At 31.9% G+C, this 20,807-nt stretch carries 21 protein-coding genes; 12 read left to right on the plus strand and 9 right to left on the minus strand.

Annotated elements, in window-relative coordinates:
• The first annotated feature begins 9 nt into the window (after positions 1-9).
• The 4 genes from VDP25_RS05265 to VDP25_RS05280 all read left to right on the plus strand — a co-directional run bounded on the left by VDP25_RS05265 (position 10) and on the right by VDP25_RS05280 (position 2,500).
• On the plus strand, positions 10-783 hold the full coding sequence (locus VDP25_RS05265) for a DUF3050 domain-containing protein (protein WP_334467553.1): 774 nt from the start codon (positions 10-12) through the stop codon (positions 781-783).
• A gap of 126 nt (positions 784-909) precedes the next feature.
• Positions 910-1,290: a GxxExxY protein gene (locus tag VDP25_RS05270; protein ID WP_334467555.1), complete on the plus strand. Its 381-nt coding sequence runs from the start codon at positions 910-912 to the stop codon at positions 1,288-1,290.
• Positions 1,291-1,335: 45 nt separating this feature from the next.
• Positions 1,336-2,118, plus strand: coding sequence for a class I SAM-dependent methyltransferase (locus tag VDP25_RS05275; protein ID WP_334467556.1), 783 nt, complete (start codon positions 1,336-1,338; stop codon positions 2,116-2,118).
• Between the two features lie 13 nt (positions 2,119-2,131).
• Positions 2,132-2,500 carry a DUF423 domain-containing protein gene (locus VDP25_RS05280; protein WP_334467557.1) on the plus strand — a complete coding sequence of 123 codons (369 nt, stop codon included), beginning with the start codon at positions 2,132-2,134 and terminating at the stop codon, positions 2,498-2,500.
• A 170-nt stretch (positions 2,501-2,670) separates the two neighbouring features.
• Here VDP25_RS05280 and VDP25_RS05285 read toward each other — a convergent pair whose 3' ends face one another.
• Entirely contained in the window at positions 2,671-3,648 is a 978-nt protein-coding gene (locus VDP25_RS05285; RefSeq protein ID WP_334467558.1) for an FAD:protein FMN transferase, read from the minus strand.
• Between the two features lie 50 nt (positions 3,649-3,698).
• The gene (locus VDP25_RS05290) at positions 3,699-4,076 is read right to left on the minus strand and encodes a Na(+)-translocating NADH-quinone reductase subunit F (protein WP_334467560.1); all 378 of its coding nucleotides are present in this window, start codon (positions 4,074-4,076) and stop codon (positions 3,699-3,701) included.
• 132 nt (positions 4,077-4,208) lie between these two features.
• Between VDP25_RS05290 and VDP25_RS05295 the strand changes: the two genes are divergently transcribed.
• The 4 genes from VDP25_RS05295 (at position 4,209) to VDP25_RS05310 (ending at position 10,012) form a co-directional block, all read left to right on the plus strand.
• Positions 4,209-5,342 carry a hypothetical protein gene (locus tag VDP25_RS05295; RefSeq protein WP_334467561.1) on the plus strand — a complete coding sequence of 378 codons (1,134 nt, stop codon included), beginning with the start codon at positions 4,209-4,211 and terminating at the stop codon, positions 5,340-5,342.
• 70 nt (positions 5,343-5,412) lie between these two features.
• Complete coding sequence (locus VDP25_RS05300; RefSeq protein WP_334467563.1) at positions 5,413-6,006, plus strand: RNA polymerase sigma factor; 594 nt, start codon at positions 5,413-5,415, stop codon at positions 6,004-6,006.
• A gap of 5 nt (positions 6,007-6,011) precedes the next feature.
• Positions 6,012-6,749, plus strand: a complete 738-nt coding sequence (locus tag VDP25_RS05305) for a tetratricopeptide repeat protein (protein WP_334467565.1) — start codon at positions 6,012-6,014, stop codon at positions 6,747-6,749.
• 26 nt (positions 6,750-6,775) lie between these two features.
• The gene (locus VDP25_RS05310; protein ID WP_334467567.1) at positions 6,776-10,012 is read left to right on the plus strand and encodes a CHAT domain-containing protein; all 3,237 of its coding nucleotides are present in this window, start codon (positions 6,776-6,778) and stop codon (positions 10,010-10,012) included.
• Between the two features lie 365 nt (positions 10,013-10,377).
• Here the strand turns inward: VDP25_RS05310 and VDP25_RS05315 are convergent, their stop codons facing one another.
• Positions 10,378-11,244 carry a DUF4846 domain-containing protein gene (locus VDP25_RS05315; protein WP_334467569.1) on the minus strand — a complete coding sequence of 289 codons (867 nt, stop codon included), beginning with the start codon at positions 11,242-11,244 and terminating at the stop codon, positions 10,378-10,380.
• A 302-nt stretch (positions 11,245-11,546) separates the two neighbouring features.
• Between VDP25_RS05315 and VDP25_RS05320 the strand changes: the two genes are divergently transcribed.
• Together VDP25_RS05320 and VDP25_RS05325 are read left to right on the plus strand one after the other, a co-directional pair.
• Positions 11,547-11,924, plus strand: coding sequence for a cupin domain-containing protein (locus VDP25_RS05320; RefSeq protein ID WP_334467571.1), 378 nt, complete (start codon positions 11,547-11,549; stop codon positions 11,922-11,924).
• An 88-nt stretch (positions 11,925-12,012) separates the two neighbouring features.
• On the plus strand, positions 12,013-12,459 hold the full coding sequence (locus tag VDP25_RS05325; protein ID WP_334467573.1) for a Na(+)-translocating NADH-quinone reductase subunit F: 447 nt from the start codon (positions 12,013-12,015) through the stop codon (positions 12,457-12,459).
• Between the two features lie 72 nt (positions 12,460-12,531).
• Here VDP25_RS05325 and nqrF read toward each other — a convergent pair whose 3' ends face one another.
• The 6 genes from nqrF to VDP25_RS05355 all read right to left on the minus strand — a co-directional run bounded on the left by nqrF (position 12,532) and on the right by VDP25_RS05355 (position 18,630).
• Positions 12,532-13,845, minus strand: a complete 1,314-nt coding sequence (nqrF, locus tag VDP25_RS05330) for an NADH:ubiquinone reductase (Na(+)-transporting) subunit F (RefSeq protein ID WP_334467916.1) — start codon at positions 13,843-13,845, stop codon at positions 12,532-12,534.
• 12 nt (positions 13,846-13,857) lie between these two features.
• The gene (nqrE, locus tag VDP25_RS05335) at positions 13,858-14,592 is read right to left on the minus strand and encodes an NADH:ubiquinone reductase (Na(+)-transporting) subunit E (RefSeq protein WP_215928625.1); all 735 of its coding nucleotides are present in this window, start codon (positions 14,590-14,592) and stop codon (positions 13,858-13,860) included.
• A gap of 62 nt (positions 14,593-14,654) precedes the next feature.
• On the minus strand, positions 14,655-15,299 hold the full coding sequence (locus VDP25_RS05340; RefSeq protein WP_157362827.1) for an NADH:ubiquinone reductase (Na(+)-transporting) subunit D: 645 nt from the start codon (positions 15,297-15,299) through the stop codon (positions 14,655-14,657).
• Positions 15,300-15,302: 3 nt separating this feature from the next.
• Complete coding sequence (locus VDP25_RS05345; RefSeq protein ID WP_334467576.1) at positions 15,303-16,049, minus strand: Na(+)-translocating NADH-quinone reductase subunit C; 747 nt, start codon at positions 16,047-16,049, stop codon at positions 15,303-15,305.
• A gap of 2 nt (positions 16,050-16,051) precedes the next feature.
• The gene (locus VDP25_RS05350) at positions 16,052-17,278 is read right to left on the minus strand and encodes an NADH:ubiquinone reductase (Na(+)-transporting) subunit B (RefSeq protein WP_215928621.1); all 1,227 of its coding nucleotides are present in this window, start codon (positions 17,276-17,278) and stop codon (positions 16,052-16,054) included.
• Complete coding sequence (locus tag VDP25_RS05355) at positions 17,278-18,630, minus strand: Na(+)-translocating NADH-quinone reductase subunit A (RefSeq protein ID WP_334467578.1); 1,353 nt, start codon at positions 18,628-18,630, stop codon at positions 17,278-17,280. Before VDP25_RS05355 ends, VDP25_RS05350 begins: the two co-directional genes overlap by 1 nt.
• A gap of 163 nt (positions 18,631-18,793) precedes the next feature.
• On the opposite strand from VDP25_RS05355, the gene VDP25_RS05360 reads away from it, so the two are divergent.
• Positions 18,794-20,047 carry a type IX secretion system plug protein gene (locus VDP25_RS05360; protein ID WP_334467580.1) on the plus strand — a complete coding sequence of 418 codons (1,254 nt, stop codon included), beginning with the start codon at positions 18,794-18,796 and terminating at the stop codon, positions 20,045-20,047.
• A gap of 159 nt (positions 20,048-20,206) precedes the next feature.
• Positions 20,207-20,593, plus strand: coding sequence for a Co2+/Mg2+ efflux protein ApaG (gene apaG / locus VDP25_RS05365; protein ID WP_215928609.1), 387 nt, complete (start codon positions 20,207-20,209; stop codon positions 20,591-20,593).
• Positions 20,594-20,807: the final 214 nt, after the last annotated feature.

A 20,807-nucleotide genomic window follows, 5' to 3' on the forward strand; every position in this document is an offset into this window, starting at 1 on the left:
ATAATTATTATGAGTATTGAACACATAGAAAAAGAATTAATCGGTTTAAGAGCAGAACTCAATAATCATAAACTATATAGTGCTTTAACTTCTATCGAAGATGTAAAAATTTTTATGGGGCAACACGTGTTTGCCGTTTGGGATTTTATGTCTTTACTAAAAGCGCTTCAAAATCATCTAACAAACACATCAGTTCCTTGGAGTCCTATTCAAAATCCATCGACAGCGCGTTTTATAAATGAAATAGTACTTGGAGAAGAAAGTGATATCAACGAATTAGGTGAACCTAAAAGTCATTATGAAATGTATTTGGATGCGATGCACCAAATTAATGCAAGCACCACACAAATCGAGAATTTTGTATGTCATATTCAAAATGGTTTTTCTATAAAAAACACCGTTAATAAAGTTGAATTAAATACAGAAACTTTAAATTTCATTGACTATACGTTCCAAGTGATTGCAACAGACGAACCTCATAAAATAGCTTCGGCATTTACTTTTGGGCGTGAAGATGTTATTCCTGATATGTTTTTTCAAATTATAAATCAGTCTAAAACCAGTGACAATACCTATAGTAAATTAACTTACTATTTAAAACGTCATATTGAATTAGATGGTGATGAGCATGGTCCTTTGTCATTAAAAATGATTGAAGAGTTATGTGGTAATGATCAACAAAAATGGAATGATGTTTTAGAAGTTGCAAAAGAAGCTTTACAACATAGAATTGCACTTTGGGATGGTATTTATAATTTAATTTCTAGTCAGATAGAAGCGTAAATATTATTTTTATTTTCTGAATTAAGTAACGGTATTGTTTCTTATTATCACCAAATAGTTATTTCTCAGAGATACTTAGAGTTTTCACAGAGATTCACGGAGCGTTTTGAGTATAATTTTGATATTATGGTATACGATAAAATTACGGAAAATATTATTGGAGCAGCTATTGAGGTGCACAAAACACTTGGTCCTGGATTACTAGAATCCGCGTATCAAGAATGCTTATTTTATGAATTAAAAGCCTTAGGATATTCTGTTCAAAAAGAAGTTTCAAGACCTATCATTTATAAAGATATCATTTTAGACCACGGTTATAGAATTGATATATTATTAGAAAACAAAATAGTTATTGAGCTCAAAACAGTTGAAAAATTCACAGATGTTCATACAGCTCAAATACTGACTTACATGAAATTAGGAGATTATCCTATTGGACTATTATTCAATTTCAATACTAAACTTTTAAAAAACGGTATAAAACGATTCATAAACACATCTGAGTAAGCACTCCGTGAACCTCTGTGTCTCTCCGTGAATCTCTGCGTAACAATGAAAAAACTCTTCAAAATAATATTAAACACCATCCCAAGACCTTTACTCATAAGGTTAAGCTATGTAGCACGGCCTATTTTAGCTTTCTTTTTAAAAGGCAACACCTATACAGATCCTATTGATGGTAAAAGTTTCAAAACCTTTTTACCTTATGGCTACGGAAACCAACGCAACAATGTACTTTCGCCTTCAACTTTAAGCTTAGAACGTCACCGCTTATTATGGTTGTATCTTAATAATGAAACGGATTTCTTTTCACGAGATACTGAATCAAGTTCAGCATTAAGCGTTCTCCACTTTGCACCAGAACAATGTTTTTTAAAACGTTTTAGAAGTCTTAAAAACTTAAAATATACCACAACAGATTTACTATCACCTATCGCAGATGTCAAAGCCGATATTTGCGACCTTCCTTTTGAAGATAACAGTTATGATGTGATTTTATGTAATCATGTATTAGAACATATTCCTGACGACACAAAGGCGATGCAAGAATTATATAGAGTGATGAAACCTGGTGGTTATGGTATTTTTCAAATTCCTCAAGATTTAAATCGGGCTAAAACTTTTGAAGATGATACGATAACAGATAAGGCTGAACGCGCTAAAATATTTGGACAATACGATCATGTACGTGTTTATGGTCGTGATTATTTTGATAAGCTACGTTCTATAGGTTTTAAAGTTGAAGAAGTCGATTATACAGCTTCACTTTCTGATGAGGATATTGAAAAATACTGTTTAGCTAAAGGCGAAATTATTCCTGTAGTTTACAAATAAAACCATTACTAAAATGACGCAACACATTATAATCGCTACAGGTGCACTTTTCGGAATGTTAGCTGTAATTTTTGGTGCTTTTGGAGCTCATGCCTTAAAGAAAATTTTAACTACAGAGCAATTGCATAGTTTTGAAGTTGGTGTAAGATATCAAATGTACCACGCCATTGTTTTATTAGCTTTAGGACTTAGCGCCACCAACGTCACTACAGCAACGTACTGGTGTTTTACAATCGGTATTATACTCTTCTCTTTTAGTATTTACGGTTTGGTTTTATCGGACGCTAAAGGCAAAAAACTTCGGTTTTTAGGACCAATTACACCCATAGGTGGTTTACTTTTAGTTGCGGGCTGGTTGTTGGTATTGGTAAATACCTTATAACTACAGAACAATTGTATTAAAATAATTTCTGCTATATACTATACTTCTATCTGTTAACAGCCCAATACATCATTTATAATCTTCAGTACTATTATAGCATTCTTTTTCTTTGAGATTTTCAGAACAGAATGTTGAACTTAAGCATAATTGTTATACGTAAAATCAAGCTTCTATTGTGGAAAGTCATTTAACGATAAAGTCTCAAACTCTTTAGCTTCATTCTCAAAAATAATAAACACTTTTAATTCCGGGTGTCGCTCTGTAAATGCCTTTACTTTATCAATTCCCATGGCCTGAAATGCGGTAGCATAAGCATCGGCGGTCATACAATCTTCGGCTAATACAGAGACGCTTAAAATATTAGTTTTAGAAGGATATCCTGTTTTTGTATCTATGATATGTGCATAGCGATTACCGTTTTCATCTATTTTAAACTTACGATACGTTCCCGAAGTTGCCATGGCTTCTTCTTCTAAAGCAATGATTTTTGAATAGGTTTGTTCTTCATTAAAATTAGGATCATCAACACCTACTCTCCAAGGTGATTTTTTATCAAGGTTAAGACCTCTTACGCGTATTTCTCCTCCAATTTCAACCAGATAGTCGGTAACATTCTTACTTTCTAAAAATTCTCCAATAACATCGACTCCATACCCTTTTGCAATAGCATTAAAATCTATAAATGAATTAGAGTTTTTTATTAGTTTATTGTTTTTTAATCCCACTCTATTATAACCAACAGACTTCATTAAACTATCTATAGTCGTGCTATCTATATTAATTATTTTACCTTCTGGTCCAAAATCCCAAGCATTAACCACAGCTCCAATTGTAGGATCAAAAGCACCTTCGGTTGCTCTGTAAATTTTCTTTGCATTGTTAAAAACACGCGTAAAATGTTCATCTACTTCAATGATTTCTCCGTTATTAATTCGAGATATTTTTGAATCTGGAATATAGGTAGACATCGACTCATTAATTACAGCAAAAAGGCTATCAAACTGCGTTTTATAATTTGAATTATCTGTTGTATAATATTGAATATTATAGGCTGTACCAAATACAGGTCCGCTAATTTTAGTGCTTTTAGGCTCTTGATTACAAGAAGAAAGAATGACAATTAGAAATAGGTAAACTATTTTTTTCATAAACATGTAAATTGACTTAGACAGCAATGCCTGATAAAATTGAGACTGTATTAATTCAAATTCATTTCAATAACTTGAATCCCATTATACTCAATAAGGTATTCTTGATTTAAATAAATAGGCAAATCTTCTCCATCAGGATTCCCCAAACCAACTCCTGCATACAAGACTTTAGCATCTTTCTCGTAGGCATGCTTTTTAAAAGTCTCCATCCAAACGACATCATAATTGTTGGGGTTTTCTGGTAAAATCACAGCACGTACAACCACAAAATAATATTGTTTGTTTTTATCCATACAAACAAATTGCGGATGGCGTTTTAACTTGCTATTAATCGCAATAAATTCAAAACCACGCGCTTCTAAATCTTTGCCTACATGATTCATGGCAAGATTATGAACTTCTTGAGGTGTTAAAGGTTTACTCATAACAACAAAGATACAAAGTTGCTTATAAAACCATAATATCTTTCACTAAAGAAAAAATTCATGATGACATTTTTCAATAATATCGATATAGAAGTATACCACAAAAAACTAATCTATTTAAACACACATATTATGAAAGCGTCATACCTTTTTTACATCTTAGTAACTGCTGTACTTTTCTTCTCTTGTGATGGAAAACAAACAAATGAAAATGCAGAATTTAATTTTAAATCTGAAAATTATTCTGAGAACAACAATCAACAACAAAAATCTATTAGCAACAGACTAAAACCTCATAAAATTATGAGTCCGCAATTTGGAATGCCATTTGGTATTATACCTATTCCTCAGTCTTGGAATAAAAAAGATCAAAACCCAGAAAACATACTTTTTGAAAGTGCCAATGGTGTAAAAGTATATAATGAACAATATATATCATTTAGATATTATAATGATCCACAGAAAAATCAATTCGCTCAGCAAAATGGATCTAAGGTTCAGCCTTTAAAACCTTTAGAGCGTCTTATAAACGAAGACTTTATACCAAATTTAAAAAAGAAAGGCATCACTTTGGTTAAACAATATCCTTTACCACAATTAGCACAATCTGATAAGCGTATTGATAGCTATATGTTTAAAGCAACACCCGAGAACAAACAATACCAATGTATGGTCACAGAATGGAAAGATGATAAAGGGAATTTATCTATTGGTATTATACGTTATTTTGTAACACAGTATACAAGTATTGGAGGTATAGATTGGGGTTATACAATTAATACAATGGAAGCACCTCAAAACGTTTATCATAAAGCAAAGCAAGATATTATATATGCTCTGGTTAACTTACAAATTAATCCGCAGTGGGTAAAAACAAACAATGAATACTATTCTAAAATGTCAGAACGAAGTAATGCTGGACACCGAGCAAGGATGGCTGCTATTGAAGCTACTGGTAGAGCAATTAGACAAAATGCAAAAGCATATAGCGATATGGCAGACAGTAGTCATGAAAGCTGGAAAAGAAGAAGTGCAATGTCCGATCGAGGACACGCAGCTACTATAGATGGCATTTGGGAACGTAGAAATATGACTGATGAGTCAGGAAACATTTATAAAATTGATGGTTACGACAACAATGTTTGGATAAATGGCAACAACGAATATATTGGAGATGACAATCCTAATCACAATCCAAACATTAATACCGATACCAATAGCCAAAACTGGGAACGATTACAAAACTTAAACAAAAGCGACGACTAACCACTATAAATGAGAACTTTAACCAAAATGGTTGTAATCATCACATCTTTCATATATATTTATATTGTATATGCAAAAAGTCGATTTAACAACCAACCAAAAATCACTCAAACTGCCACTTGTTGAAGCTTTAAAAGCGAACGACCAATTGGCTTTAAAATCCTTGTACACCTTAAATTACCCAAAAATTGAGGCTTATATTTTAAAAAATAGTGGGACCAAAGATCAGGCTAAAGATATTTTTCAAGATGCTTTTATAACTGTTTGGAAGAATTTAAAGGATGATAAATTTAAAGCGCAAAACGACAGCTCCATACATGGCTATTTGTATACTATTTCTAAAAACAAATGGTTAGACTATTTACGTTCTAAACATCATAAGAAAACCATAGTCGCTTCAAAAATGAATCATTTTGAAGCTGCAGATACAAATTGTTCTAAAAATGATGATGACATTTTAAAAGAGAAACGATTAGAAGATGTAATGCTAGCATTTAAGAATTTAGGTGAAGCATGCAAAAGCTTACTTCGTAAGTTTTATTTCGAAAAAAAATCAATGAAATTAATCGCTGAAGAGTTAGCATTAGACTCAGCTTCAACTCGAAATAAAAAATATAGATGCATGCAAAAACTAAAAGAAATAGCCCTAAAAAACAATAATTAATAGCAATGGACCTAAGTCATATAACACAAGAAGAATTTGAAAAGATTGAAGCCTATCTTAACAATCAACTCTCGAGTGCCGAATTGGTTGCATTTGAAAAATCTTTAAAAACAGATACCGATTTTAAAACTAAAGTAAACGATATAAAAACCGTTTTACTAGGTATTGAAACACAAGCTTTAAAAGAACAATTAAATGTTTTTCATGATGAGATTGCAAAAACTCCAAGCAATACTCAAGCCAAAAACACCAAAGTACATACTATAAATTGGAAACGCCTTTTAGTGGCAGCTGCTCTTATTATTGCTGCTGGTAGCATTTGGATTTTAAAAGACAATTCTAATGAGCATTTGTATGCCAAGTATTTTTCACCAGACCCAGGATTACCAACAATGATGAGTAGCACTGATAACTACGCATTTTATGATGCTATGGTAAATTACAAACAAGGTGATTATAAAACTGCCATTACTAAATGGGAAACATTGCAAAAAACAAAGCCAAACAATGATACTCTAAGTTACTTTATTGGAGTGGCATATTTGGCAAATAAGAATGAGAAAATTGCAATTCCTTTGTTAGAAAAGGTTTCAAAAAACCCTGAATTTGCACTAGTAAATGATGCTTATTATTATTTGGGATTGGCTTATTTAAAAGCCGAAAACATAAAAAAAGCAAAAGCTAGTTTACAAAACTCAACTATTGATAATAGTAAAGCCCTTTTATCTGAGCTAAACGATTAACCTATTTTTTTATTAACTTATTGATTATGAAACGATTTTACAATTGTGCTAGACAAGTTATGCTCTTTAGTTCCCTATTAGGTGTAATGCAAATTGGTTTTGCGCAAAAAAACACTTCAATAAATACAAAACTAATTGATTCGCTACTATCAATAAAAGACTATAAAAAGGCCCATGTTACTTTAAATGCTCAAATAAACTATTTAAAAAACACAAAACAATACGATTCACTTTACCACTACCCTCTTTACATAGGACAGTTAGCTTTTGCAAAACAAGACGCTATAGAAGCAGCAAAAAAAGCTCAAAAATTTGTTGATCATTTAGCGACACTAACCTCAAATAAAAGAACATTATTCAAAGCTTACTTAAGCATGGATCAACTTTACCTGCATTTAGCTAATGATGCTAAATGTTTAGAAGCGTCTAAAAAAGCTTTGGAATACGCAAAATCCGTTACAGACATCAAACAAAAAGAATTAGGTGAAATAAACTATATCATTGGTAGTAATTATTATGCTTTATACGATTTGAGTAATGCTTCAGTGTATTTTAAAGAATCGGCTTTGGCTTACGAAAAATCTAAAGACGTTAAAAAATATAAACTATCAGATTCTTATAATGGCATTGCAGTTTCCATGTGGACCTTGAATAAATTAGATAGTGCCGAAATATATTTTAATAAAGCTATAAAAACAGCCGAAGAAAGCGACCTTAAAGACTATGATAAATTGTATTACGTAAGTGCTTTTAAATTTAACCTTGCACTAGTACAAGATGATTCAGGAAATGTTAGTGATGCTATTAAAACAAAAAAAGAGATTATTAAAGACTTTCAAATGATCATTACTAATTCTAAGGATGAAGAATTAGTTACAAAAGCAGAACAACTACTGGCCTCTGCCTTTTCAAATTTGGCCGCTTTTTATAATGATATAGGTTTTATTACTAAAGCTTACGACATGCTTAAATATGCTTATGAAAAAAAGCAATTGGTATATGAACCTACTAATCCTAGATTGGTTACCAATATAAGTCAAATAGCTACTGCCGAAATTGAACTCAGAGATTTAGACAAAGGCATAGAAACCGTTAACAAAGGATTAAAAAAACTCAAAAGCTTTTCTAGCGACTATCATGCTGTAGAAGCAGAACTCTTACAATTAAAAGCGAGAGCTTATGCCGAAAAAGGAGATGCTATAACCGCAACTAAAATATACGAAGAAAGTGAAGCGCTTTACAATAAAGCTTATCCTACTGAATACAGTAGAGCATACCTTATACTATTACGAGATTATGCCTTATTTCTAGCGGCAAATAATCAAAAAGAAAAAGCTATTGCAATGGCGCTTAAATCATACAATTATACTTTTAAAAATGGTGGCGATAACAACTTTCCATTACTAAAGGAAATTGTTACACTATCAAACGTATATTTTGATGTCGGCGATTATAAAATGGCATACGAATGGGCAGAAAAAGGAAACACTTATCTTAAAAATAAAATCAAAACAGCATCATCTGCTATGGATTCGCTTCAAATCGAATTCAAAAAACCTTCAATATTACTACTAGAAGCCAAATCTATTTATCATTTATCAGAAGAAAAGAATGAAAAATTCCTTCTTCAATTAACCAATACGCTTAACCAAGCTATTACTATTTTAGAAAAACGAAAAGCTACTATTTTTAATTCCGAAGATATTTACGCATTACTATCTGAAAGTAAAATCATTTCAAATTTCTCCAAAAAACTTTATTTAGAGCTTTACGAATTAACCAAAAAACCTAAATACCTCAACAATATTATAGAATTACATGAAGCTAATATTTATAACAATATTAGAACACGTTTAAATTTAAAACACGACGTTAATTTTGCCAATATCCCTCAATCTATTTTTAAACGTGAGAAGAAATTAAAAACATCATTATCTGAAAGTCTATCAGAAAACAATGCAAAAATTGATTCCTTTTTTAAAGCTGAAAAATCTTGGGAAATATTTTTGGACAAACTCAAAACAACCTATCCAGAATATTATCAAATGCGTTATGCTAAAATTGAAGCAGATCTTGATAATCTACAATCTAAAATACCAAAGCAAACTACAGTCGTCCGCTATTTAAAGATTAATAATATGCTACATGCATTTGTTGCCTCTGAAACGGAAATCCACTTAACAAAATTAGAGAGTAAAAATATATCAACACAGATTACGTCTTTAAATAGCAAAACAACGCAACAACTCTCAGAAATAGACACTACCCTTTACCAATTATACAATGCACTATGGAAGCCTTTAGAAGATCTCATAAAAAGTAAAAATGTGATTATCATTCCCGATGGAGAACTTTTCAACCTTAGCTTTGAAATGCTAACTCCAAACAAGATTAATTCTTTTAAAGACTTAGCTACAAATTGCTTACTAGCAAAACACAGCATATCGTACAATTATAGCCTCTTACTATTAGACAAACAGAGAAACACAATAGATTACACTAATGATTTCATAGCCTTTGCTCCAGAGTTTAATGATGAAATGAAAGAAGCCTATAAAATTAAAATAACAGATTCAATAGCTTTTGACAAGACTTATCTAACACTTTTATCACAACCTTTTACTGCTGAAATAGCAAAAAAACATTCAAAATTATTTAATGGCACTTCTTTTTTAAATGAAAATGCCTCAAAGCAAATATTCACTAAACAGGCAAAAGAGCATAAAATAATTCATATTGGAACTCATGCCGAGTCTAATAATGTATCACCAGAACTATCGCGACTTATCTTTGCTAAAAACGTTACAGATGAAGATAATTCGCTATATAGTTATGAAATTTACAATCAAAATCTAGCTTCTAATTTAGCGATACTAACAGCTTGCGAAACAGGAAAACCAACCTATCAAGCAGGAGAAGGTATGATTTCTCTAGCACATGCCTTTAATTATGCTGGTAGCGAAAGCATTTTAACCAGCCTTTGGAAAATTGACGAACAATCTAGTGCTATAATTATTGAAAATTTTTACGGCTATCTAAAAAAAGGCTTACCAAAAGATGAAGCTTTACAAAAAGCGAAATTAGATTATATAGGAATGGCAAAAGGCAGAACAATTTCTCCACAATATTGGGCAGGCCTAGTGCTTATTGGTGATACAAGTCCTATTGACTTAAAATCTAGTTCTAATTTAATATTTTGGTTACTAATTACCCTAACATTAGCCATTCTAATAGCTGTAATTTTAAAAAAAAAGAAGACTTAAATAAATAGAAAAAAACAAGAAAAGGGCATATCACTTTAGCTCATATTTTCAAATATTTTACAACTGATTAAATTGAATCAACCTTAAATAGTGATAGGAACACAAATTTTGTTTTTAGTGTTTTTTTATGATGACATTTTGTGTAATAAACGATGTACAAGTAAATAATCAATAAAAATAAAGTATATGAAAAATTATGTCTATTTATTTGTACTTGCCTTTCTTTTAATCAGCTGATCCTCTGAAGAAGACAGTAATACCCCAAATAACATTGAGCCAGGACCTTTCTCAGTTACAATATAACTGAGTCTAAAAATTAAGTTTTCCTATATTGTGTTAGTCTTCAAATAAAGGAAAACTTAATTCTATTTAAATCGTACAAATTTAGAATTCCCAAATGTATAATTTGAAACCGAAATCACAGTATCATCTTCTAATTGATACCATGGAGATAGCGTTGAATCTTCCAAATTTTTAACCAAATGTACACTTTGCGCTGGTGTATTACCTTGAAACAATAAGAATAACTTTTCACCACTTTCATTTATAACCTCATCTGCAATCATAACAATATGACCAGGTGAACCTCCTTTAATAAGCATATCACCAATTTTTAAATCTTTGGCTGCAACAGCTTCCAACTCATTATAAAGTGATAAGGTTCCTGAATACATATAAATTAAATTCAAGTATTTATAGAAGTTGTCTTTTGATGTATTAACCCTTGCCGTTTTATGAAATGAGACTTTATTACCATTAATTTTAGGCCTATACCCTTCTGCATATTTGGTCCAAGAACAATAATGGCCTGAGGTAAAATTAAAACCTATTTCATCTTTTCTGTTGTTATCCCAAAGGTATTCGCTTCTAATTCTAATTAAAGCATCGGCACATTGTTGCAATCCGTTTTTAGGCACAGGAACTTCTAAAATTCCGATATGACCTCCTTGCCAAAAATAATGGGTATCATCGTAGTTGATAATTTTACTTCCAAACGGTTTTAGTTTGTAGTTTCTAAGATAGTCTTGAAAACTTCCTTTTTTATAAGTTACACGTTTATAGCCTTCAGGTAAATTTACTCGCGAAGCAATGGTTAAACTATCTCTATTAACAAGGCTTGGAGTTTCGATACTAGATGTAACTATAGTAACCGCTTTTTTTACAGGTTGAAACTGAAAGGCTAAAACAGCAAGCGATGCCAATACAAAAAGGATGAGTATAACTTTCTTCATACCTAACCTAACGCAAAAGTTATGACTTTTGGTGTGTTGAACTTTGCATTACAACTCAACAATTGGAAAGAAGCCAATGCAGAACTTTAGAAGAAGAAGAAGAAGAAGAACAACAACAACAAAAATCGCAAGACCTCATAAACGTATTACAAACTGATTATGACATTAAAAAATAACAAAAATTTCAGATGACTTGAAATCACATTAAAAAGAATATATTATAACAAATATGCTATCTCATAAGCTGAAAACAGCAATAGCTAATCCTAATGAAATTCCTATCTTGCTTGCAAATCAACTAAATGAAAAACAAAAATGTTTTTAAACTCGCTTTCCTTATTGCAATCGGTCTTTCGAGCTGTAAAAACAAAAATCCATTACCAGACCCTTTAGAAGCGGGTTGGAAAGGCAATGCTGTCTGCGAGGTGTTAGAAGATAATAAAGAACTTAGAGTCCTTAAATGCACGTTTGAACCCGGTGTAGGACATGAAAAACACTATCACAATCCACATGTTGGTTATACCTTAATAGGAGGTAAATTTAGAATTACAGATCATACAGGGACTCGAGAAGTAAATGTTCCAACGGGTTATACATTCAGTAAAGATTCTATAACCTCACATGAGGTTTTAAACATTGGAGAAACAACCTCTGTTTATTTGATAATGGAATATAAATAAAAGCTTCTAACGAATAGAAATCATTACGTTTTCAAAGTCATTTCATTTTTTTGTATCTTTTTATTTTAAAACAAAAAATCATTGCGCTATGAAAACCTCAGTTCGTTTTGACAATGCAATTAATAAATTATATCTAGCATTTCATAATAAGACTTTAAATCCTGACGATTTTAAGCAATGTGCAGTTGGTAATATTCTAGATAACAAAGATAGCTGGAAACATTTAACAGACATCCATGGTTCAACCAAATTGAATTACGTAGGCTTAGTGCATCAAAATTTAGGTCGACGATTTAATGGCTATTTAGCTATTGAATTATTACAAATTGAAAATGCTTTCCTTATGGGATGTGGATATAATTTATCTGAGCAAAAGCGTTTATACAGACCTCGTTACATCAACGAAACTATTTTATTTAATGGTTTATGCAATGTTGTTACCGAACTATGTAGATTAGATAAGATAAATGATGTTATGGATTGTTCAGTGTTATTTAATTATAACAGTGATAAGCTCAATACGGAATTGGTATAAACATAACATTATAAAAATAAAGAAAGCCAACTCAAAATGAGTTGGCTTTTTTTATATGATAATAACTTTAGATTAACCTCCAAAGTCATCAAATCTAATATGCTCATCAGGGATTCCAAAATCCTCTCCCATTTTCTGAACCGCTTGGTTCATTAATGGTGGTCCACAGAAATATAATTCAATATCTTCTGGTGCTTCATGATGATTTAAGTAGTTTTCTATTACACAATTATGAATGAAACCTACAAATCCGTCACCTTCTTCGTCATTAATATCTTTTTTAACTTTCCAATTATCACTTTCTAATGGCTCTGATAATGCTAAATAGAACTTAAAGTTTGGAAAATCTTTTTCTAATGCTCTAAAATAATGGATATAGAATAGTTCTGCTTTAGAACGTCCTCCGTACCAATATGTTACTTTACGACCTGTTTTTAATGTTCTAAATAATTGGTATAAGTGTGATCGCATTGGTGCCATACCTGCACCACCACCAACGTATAACATTTCTGAATCTGACTCGTTGATAAAGAACTCACCATAAGGTCCAGAGATTGTTACTTTATCACCAACTTTTTGATTAAAGATATAAGATGAAGCAACACCAGGATTTACATCCATCCAGCCGCCTTTTGCACGATCGAAAGGAGGAGTTGCAACACGAACGTTAAGCATAATTCTTCTTCCTTCTGCAGGGTAAGAAGCCATAGAATAAGCACGTTCAACTAGCTCTTCGTTTTTCATTACTAAAGGCCATAAACCAAACTTTTCCCAATCTGCTTTAAACTTATCTGGTTCACCTGGATGATCTTCTGGGTGTGCAGTAATATCCATATCTGCATACTTAACTTCACATTCAGGGATTTCAATTTGAATATATCCACCAGCTTTGTAATTCATATCCTCAGGAATCTCAACTACAAACTCCTTAATGAATGTTGCAACATTATAGTTTGAAACTACTGTTGCTTCCCATTTCTTGATACCAAATACTTCTTCAGGAATCGTAATTTCCATATCCTGCTTTACTTTTACTTGGCAAGATAAACGCGCTCCATGAGCTAATTCTTTTCTAGAAAAGTGAGGAGTTTCTGTTGGTAATGCTTCACCACCACCAGATAAAACATGACACTCACACTGAATACAAGTTCCACCTCCACCACAAGCAGATGGTAAAAATATTTTTTCAGCACCTAAAGTACTTAACAAAGTACCTCCCGAACTCACTTCTATTTCACGTTCACCATTAATCAAAATCTTTACAGGTCCTGAAGGTGATAACTTTTGTTTTACAAATAATAATAGTGCTACTAACAATAGAGTTACCAATAAAAAGGCAGCTACTGTTGCGACTATAGTTCCGATTGTACTTGCGGCTAATATCATCATACTAATCAATTACTCGTTTGTATTTTCAGCTACATTTAAGTCAGACTTAAGTTGAGCTTCTTTATTAATATCTTCTTTTATTACTTCAATTGCAGCAGACTTATCTTCTGCAGGTGCTTCTTCATCGCCTCCTGTTAACATACCACCAAAACTCATAAATCCAATGGCCATTAAACCTGTTATAATAAATGTAATACCTAAACCTCTTAAAGCTGGTGGTACATTACTATATCTAATTTTTTCTCTAATAGCTGCTATTGCTAAAATTGCTAAGAACCATCCAATACCAGAACCAATACCATAATTTAAGGCTAAGCCTAAGGTTGCTATTTCTCTAGATTGCATAAATAATGAACCACCTAAAATGGCACAGTTTACAGCAATTAAAGGTAAAAATATACCTAACGAGTTATATAATGATGGCGAAAATTTTTCTACTATGATTTCAACTAATTGTACCATAGTAGCAATTGTTGCAATAAACATAATAAAAGATAAGAAGCTTAAATCGTAGCTCGCATATTCTTCACCTAACCAAGATAATGCACCAGGTTGTAATAAATACTGATCTAACAACCAGTTTAATGGTACTGTAATAGCTAATACAAATATTACAGCAGCACCAAGACCAACAGCTGTTGACACCTTTTTAGATACAGCTAAGTAAGAACACATTCCTAAGAATGTTGCAAATACCATGTTATCTATAAATATCGATTTGAAAAATAATTCTATATGTTCCATATTTTTAAGTCTTCAGTTTGCAGTTTTAAATCCTTAGTCTAGACATTTACTGCAGACTATTTTTAGTCTTCTATTAATGCTTTGTTTCTACTACGTTGTATCCAAATAATAATTCCTACAACTATTAATGCCATTGGAGATAATAACATAAAACCGTTATTTTCATAACCAATTGCATACAATCCTGTTTTTTCGATTGGATCACCTAAAACTTTAAATCCTAATAAGGTTCCAGACCCTAAAAGTTCTCTAAAGAATCCTACGATTATAAGTATTAAACCATAACCTGCAGCATTACCTATACCGTCTAAAAATGACCTCCATGGACCATTTCCTAAAGCAAACGCTTCAAAACGTCCCATGATAATACAGTTTGTAATAATTAATCCAACAAAAACTGAAAGTGTTTTACTTAGTTCATAAGCATAAGCCTTTAAAACTTGATCCACTATAATTACTAAAGCTGCAACAACAACAAGTTGTACAATAATTCTAATTTTTGAAGGAATAATATTTCTCATTAAAGAAATGACTACGTTTCCTATTCCTAAAACAAATAATACAGAAACGGCCATTACAATAGAAGCTTTAAGCTCGGCTGTAATTGCTAAAGCAGAACAGATACCAAGTACTTGGATTGTAATTGGGTTATTATCTGCTAATGGATCTAATATTAAATTGGCGTCTTTTTTTGATAAAAGTCCCATAAATTATTTTTTTAAAGTTTTAAAATAAGGCCAGTAAAGCTTCAAATCTTTTTTGATCATTGCTGTAACACCATCACCAGTAATTGTAGCACCTGCAATAGCATCAACCTCGTTATCTGTTTTATCTAAATTTTTAGGATCGGCATTACCTTTCGCGACTGTAATTCCTTTAAAATTACCTGAAGCATCTAATAAATGTTCTCCAATAAAGTCATCCATAAAGAAACGTTGCTTAATATTTGCTCCTAAACCAGGTGTTTCACCTTTATGATCAAAATAAGCTCCTTGAACAACCATGTTTTCATCCATTGCGACATAAGCCCAAATAGCATCCCAAAGTCCTTTACCTCTTATTGGTGCGATATAAAATGTTTTACCATCTTTTTCGCCTATGAATAAAGGTAATCTTCTTGCCTCACCAGATTTTGCTTTGGTTTGTTCCTTTTTTACATCAATTAAATACGCTTGGTCATTTTCTGATGCAATTCCATTTTCAATTACTAATTGTTTTTTAATGTATTTTGAAAACTCACCAGCAACTTTATCTGTTGAAATAAAATTAGCACTACCTTCATCATTATCATTAACTCCCATAGCATACAGAATATTCTGCTGCTTTTCCATACGTTCATTTTCTGCGATTGTAGGTTTTAAAGAAGCTGCTGTAAATGCTAATAAAGAACCTACCACTAATACCATTGCTATGGCAAAAATTATAGTATATGAATTTTTATCTGTTCTATTTTCCATCGTTATGCAACTTTAGCTTTTAAACGTTTCATTCTTTTCTTTACATTTCCTTGAACCACATAATGGTCAATTGTTGGTGCAAACACATTCATTAATAGAATTGCTAACATAACACCTTCTGGATATGCTGGGTTGAATACACGTATCATAATAGAAATAAATCCTACTAAGAAACCATATATCCATTTTCCTTTTGTTGTTTGTGATGCCGTAACAGGATCGGTTGCCATAAATACAGTACCAAAAGCAAAACCACCAATAAGTAAGTGATGCCAAAATTCTGTACTCATTAAGCCGTAGAATTTACTAGACTCTGTAATCCAACCTGAGCTTACAACTCCGTTGAAGATTAAACCCATTACTAATGCACCTATTACAGATGATAACATAATTCTCCAACTTCCAATTTTAGTAAAGATTAAGAATAATGCACCTAATAATATTAATAGTGTCGATGTTTCACCTACTGAACCAGGTATTAATCCGTAAAACATGTCCATGACATCATAAGCGACAGATTTTCCTTGTGCTAAACTACCTAAGATTGTTTCACCAGAAATAGCATCTACGTTTTGTCCAGCTGCAATTAATTGATCTTGTTCTACAGCTCCGTGTACCCATACTTTATCTCCTGACATCCATGTTGGATATGCGAAGAATAAGAATGCACGAATGGTTAATGCAGGATTCAGAATATTCATTCCTGTTCCACCAAAAACTTCTTTACCTATAACAACACCAAAGGCAACTGCTACAGCTAACATCCAAAGAGGAGTATCAATTGGTACAATTAATGGGACTAACATACCCGTAACCAAATACCCTTCTTCAACTTCGTGATTATTTTTAATAGCGAATAAAATCTCTATTGCTAAACCTACTACGTAAGAAACAATTACTAATGGAATTACTTTCCAAAAACCAACTAAGAAGTTATCTAAAGTCCAAAACTCTGAACTTAAAAAACCACCTGTTGCTTGTTGAATTTCTCCAAAAGCTAAGTAATGCTGGTATCCAGCATTAAACATACCAAATATTAAACAAGGAACCATTGCCATAATAACAGTGTTCATTGTTCTTTTTAAATCATCGGCTGCTTTAATATGAGTTCCGTTATGAGTGGTCTCATTAGGCAAGAATAAGAATGTATGTATTGCCGAAAATGCTGGCAACCATTTTTTATCTTTATTCTTCTCTCTAAAATTATGTAAATTTTGTTTTAAACCCATTATCCTATCTCTTTTAGCATTAAGTCTAATCCTTCTCTTATAATTTTTTGGTGTGGTTGTTTTGACACACACACAAATTCTGTTAAGGCAAAATCTTCAGGGGCAACTTCGTACATTCCTAAAGCTTCCATTTCATCTAAATCTTGATACATACAAGCCTTTAAAATCTGCATTGGGTAAATGTCTAAAGGAAATACTTCTTCGTATGATCCTGTTACAACAAATGCTCTATGCTCACCGTTTGTATTGGTATTTAAATCGTATTTTTTCTTAGGGTTTAACCACGAAAAAGTTAACGCTCTTGATGTAGAAATTTTATTAAAAACGGGCTTATTCCATCCAAATAACTCGTAATCATTCCCTTCTGGTATCACAGTAATTACATTACTATAATAATCTAAATTACCATCTGGCATTACTTGTTTACCAGTTAATACATTTCCAGAAATTATACGGTCGTTACTATCTCTTTCAACACCATTATCATAAACCATAGTCGCAATTTCAGAACCTATTTTAGTTCTAAAATATCTTGGTTTTTTAACTGAAGAACCTGCTAAAGCAACAATACGCTCTGCATTAAACTTACCTGTTAATAATAGTTCTCCTATTATTACTAAGTCTTGCGCATTAACTGTCCAAACCGTTTCTCCTTTATTAATAGGATCTACCTTATTAATTAAAGTACCTACATTACCTGATGGATGCGGCCCAGAAACTTTATGAACTACAACGTTTTGTAAATTTGCTAAAGGTGAATTTGAATTTTTACCTACTGAAATATGAACACTCCCCTCTGTTAGCTTAGATAATGCAGTAACAGCAGCTTGTAATTCAGCCTCTTTCCCTGTTAAAGTATAATCTAAATCTGCTGCCAAAGGTGCACTTGCATAGCCAGAAATAAAAATAGCTTTTGGTGTGCTATCTGCTTTTGCAACAACATCATAAGGACGTTGTTTTATAAAAGCCCAGCAACCTGAAGCTAACAAATGAGCTTTAGTTTTTTCAGCATCAGAAGCTAGATCAAATTTACCATGATCAACATAAGTTTGCTCTTTGTCTGCTGTAATTTTAATAGCGTCTATACGACGTCTTGGTCCACGTTGCACCTCTGTAATCTCACCAGACACAGGTGAAACGAATTTCATAGCTTCTTCATCCTTATTATAAAACAAAGTCTCACCAGCTTTTACACGTGTGCCTTCTTTTGCTATTAATTTTGGAATAATACTATGGAAGTCTTCAGGTCTAATGGAGTAGAAATTACTAATAATAGCATTTTCTGTTGCTTTCTCGGCTTCACCGATAAGCTTTATGTCCAAGCCTTTTTTTATTTTGATGTCTTTTGACATATCTCTTAAAGATTAGTTATCTAAAAATCCGTGCAAATTTACGAATTAATGCTTAATTATGGAGCAATTTGAAGCAACTTTTTTATTTGTAATCATTATAAATAACATATACGATTTAAGGTATAGATTTTGATTATCTTTATACGCTCAGATTTCAAATAAAATGAAAAAACACATTCTTAACCTTTTTGTACTTATACTATTTCCTACAATCCTACTCTCTCAAGTAGCTAAAGAACTCAATCCACCTGATTTTATAAAGACCATTACTTTTAAAAGTAACACCACACAAGGCCAATTGCCCGTTTTAAAACTCGGTGAATCTCTATTACTAGAATTTGATGCTTTAACCGGAGACGAAGAAGACTTTTACTACGTTATAGAGCATTTTAATTTTGACTGGACTCCTTCTGGATTAGTAAAGTCAGAATATCTAAGAGGATTAGACAACCAAAGGATTTTAAGTTACGAAAACTCATTTAACACCTATCAGATATACTCTCATTACAACTTAGCAATACCAAACTCACAGACACGTGCGTTATTAAAAAGTGGTAATTATATGATTTCAATCTATGATGATTACGATGAATTAATGTTCAGCAGAAAATTTATGGTTTATGAAAGTATAGCCAATGTTGGCGTAAAAGTCAAACGTTCTAGAGACGTAAAAGTTATTGCCGAAAAACAATCTGTAGACATGGTTATCACCACTAATGGTCTAAATTTAAATAACCCTTTAGAAACCGTTAAAACATTAGTCATTCAGAATAACAACCTTAATACAGCCATTTCAGATTTAAAGCCACAATACACACTAGGTAACGAACTTATTTATCGCTACGACACCGAATCTGCATTCTTTGGTGGAAATGAATATTTATTTTTTGAAAATAAAGATGTTAGAGCTGCAAACGTTGGCATTCAATATATAGACTTAGAAGATATTTATCACAACTATTTATATACTAATATCTCTAGAAAAAACAGACCATACACCTACAATCCTGATATTAATGGAAACTTTCAAGTCACAGTTATAGATAGAGATAACCCTGATGTTGAAGCAGATTATGTTATGATTCATTTTTCATTATTACACGAAGAATTAAAAGATAAAAACATACATATTTATGGGAATTTCAATTATTTCACCATAGAACCATTAACTCAAATGCTATACAATTCTGAAAGCAAACGCTACGAAGCTACATTATTGCTAAAACAAGGTTTTTATAATTACAAATATGTAGCTGTAGATAAAGAAACTGGCGAATTAGACGAAGGTGCTATTAGTGGAAATTTTTGGGAAACCGAAAACAATTATAAAGTCCTTGTTTACTATAAAGATCTTGGAGCCCGTTACGATAGACTAATAGGCTTTGGCGAAGCTAGCTCAGTAGATATTACAAATTAAAAATAGCATAAAACAAAAAATACTAAGTCATATTTGATGTTTCCTAATTTGAATCAAGTTAATATTATAGAACTGTTAAAAATTACAACCACTCAACCGAATTATAATGCTTCATTCAAAAATTATGTTATTTTAGCATAGAATAATTATTAAATACACATGGTACAACAAGTTACAAGCGGGATTAAAATTTCTGTAGAAACCAATTTTGAAGGCACTTTTTATAAAAACTATAAAGTGCACTTTGCATTTGGCTATAAAGTAACTATTGAAAATCAAAGCAAAGATTCTGTTCAATTAAACTCTAGACATTGGTCAATCTTAGATGCTTTAAATAATGAAGAGATTATAGAAGGAGAAGGAGTCATTGGAAAAAAACCCGTTCTAAAACCAGGTGAATCCCACACATATAACTCTGGATGCCTTTTAACCTCACCCTTTGGTGCCATGCAAGGTCATTATAATATGGTCAATTTTACAAAAGCAAATAAGTTTAAAGTTTATATTCCTTCTTTTAAATTAAGTGCTCCATTTGCCCTTAACTAGACTCCTCTCTTAAAACAAAAGCACTACTAAACATTTATAGTGCCTTAATTTAGCTTCAGATTAAAGCTTATTAACTATAGCTATCTAAGACTCAGCACGTCTTACATTGCGCAATACAATTTGCGCTACGTTTTTACACAAGACAATATTGATGTTTTTTTAAGCTAACCCTTTGAAAGTATAATTCTAAGCTTCACACAACTATAACGTTTCA

It is taken from the genome of Winogradskyella sp. ECml5-4, assembly GCF_036903175.1.
Classification (GTDB): domain Bacteria; phylum Bacteroidota; class Bacteroidia; order Flavobacteriales; family Flavobacteriaceae; genus Winogradskyella; species Winogradskyella damuponensis.

Excerpts from the sequence above, each read along its gene's own strand:
- VDP25_RS05265 (WP_334467553.1), top strand. The coding sequence starts at position 10 with ATGAGTATTGAACACATAGAAAAAGAATTAATCGGTTTAAGAGCAGAA.
- VDP25_RS05270 (WP_334467555.1), top strand. The coding sequence starts at position 910 with ATGGTATACGATAAAATTACGGAAAATATTATTGGAGCAGCTATTGAG.
- VDP25_RS05275 (WP_334467556.1), top strand. The coding sequence starts at position 1,336 with ATGAAAAAACTCTTCAAAATAATATTAAACACCATCCCAAGACCTTTA.
- VDP25_RS05280 (WP_334467557.1), top strand. The coding sequence starts at position 2,132 with ATGACGCAACACATTATAATCGCTACAGGTGCACTTTTCGGAATGTTA.
- VDP25_RS05285 (WP_334467558.1), bottom strand. The coding sequence starts at position 3,648 with ATGAAAAAAATAGTTTACCTATTTCTAATTGTCATTCTTTCTTCTTGT.
- VDP25_RS05290 (WP_334467560.1), bottom strand. The coding sequence starts at position 4,076 with ATGAGTAAACCTTTAACACCTCAAGAAGTTCATAATCTTGCCATGAAT.
- VDP25_RS05295 (WP_334467561.1), top strand. The coding sequence starts at position 4,209 with ATGAAAGCGTCATACCTTTTTTACATCTTAGTAACTGCTGTACTTTTC.
- VDP25_RS05300 (WP_334467563.1), top strand. The coding sequence starts at position 5,413 with ATGCAAAAAGTCGATTTAACAACCAACCAAAAATCACTCAAACTGCCA.
- VDP25_RS05305 (WP_334467565.1), top strand. The coding sequence starts at position 6,012 with ATGGACCTAAGTCATATAACACAAGAAGAATTTGAAAAGATTGAAGCC.
- VDP25_RS05310 (WP_334467567.1), top strand. The coding sequence starts at position 6,776 with ATGAAACGATTTTACAATTGTGCTAGACAAGTTATGCTCTTTAGTTCC.
- VDP25_RS05315 (WP_334467569.1), bottom strand. The coding sequence starts at position 11,244 with ATGAAGAAAGTTATACTCATCCTTTTTGTATTGGCATCGCTTGCTGTT.
- VDP25_RS05320 (WP_334467571.1), top strand. The coding sequence starts at position 11,547 with ATGAAAAACAAAAATGTTTTTAAACTCGCTTTCCTTATTGCAATCGGT.
- VDP25_RS05325 (WP_334467573.1), top strand. The coding sequence starts at position 12,013 with ATGAAAACCTCAGTTCGTTTTGACAATGCAATTAATAAATTATATCTA.
- nqrF (WP_334467916.1), bottom strand. The coding sequence starts at position 13,845 with ATGATATTAGCCGCAAGTACAATCGGAACTATAGTCGCAACAGTAGCT.
- nqrE (WP_215928625.1), bottom strand. The coding sequence starts at position 14,592 with ATGGAACATATAGAATTATTTTTCAAATCGATATTTATAGATAACATG.
- VDP25_RS05340 (WP_157362827.1), bottom strand. The coding sequence starts at position 15,299 with ATGGGACTTTTATCAAAAAAAGACGCCAATTTAATATTAGATCCATTA.
- VDP25_RS05345 (WP_334467576.1), bottom strand. The coding sequence starts at position 16,049 with ATGGAAAATAGAACAGATAAAAATTCATATACTATAATTTTTGCCATA.
- VDP25_RS05350 (WP_215928621.1), bottom strand. The coding sequence starts at position 17,278 with ATGGGTTTAAAACAAAATTTACATAATTTTAGAGAGAAGAATAAAGAT.
- VDP25_RS05355 (WP_334467578.1), bottom strand. The coding sequence starts at position 18,630 with ATGTCAAAAGACATCAAAATAAAAAAAGGCTTGGACATAAAGCTTATC.
- VDP25_RS05360 (WP_334467580.1), top strand. The coding sequence starts at position 18,794 with ATGAAAAAACACATTCTTAACCTTTTTGTACTTATACTATTTCCTACA.
- apaG (WP_215928609.1), top strand. The coding sequence starts at position 20,207 with ATGGTACAACAAGTTACAAGCGGGATTAAAATTTCTGTAGAAACCAAT.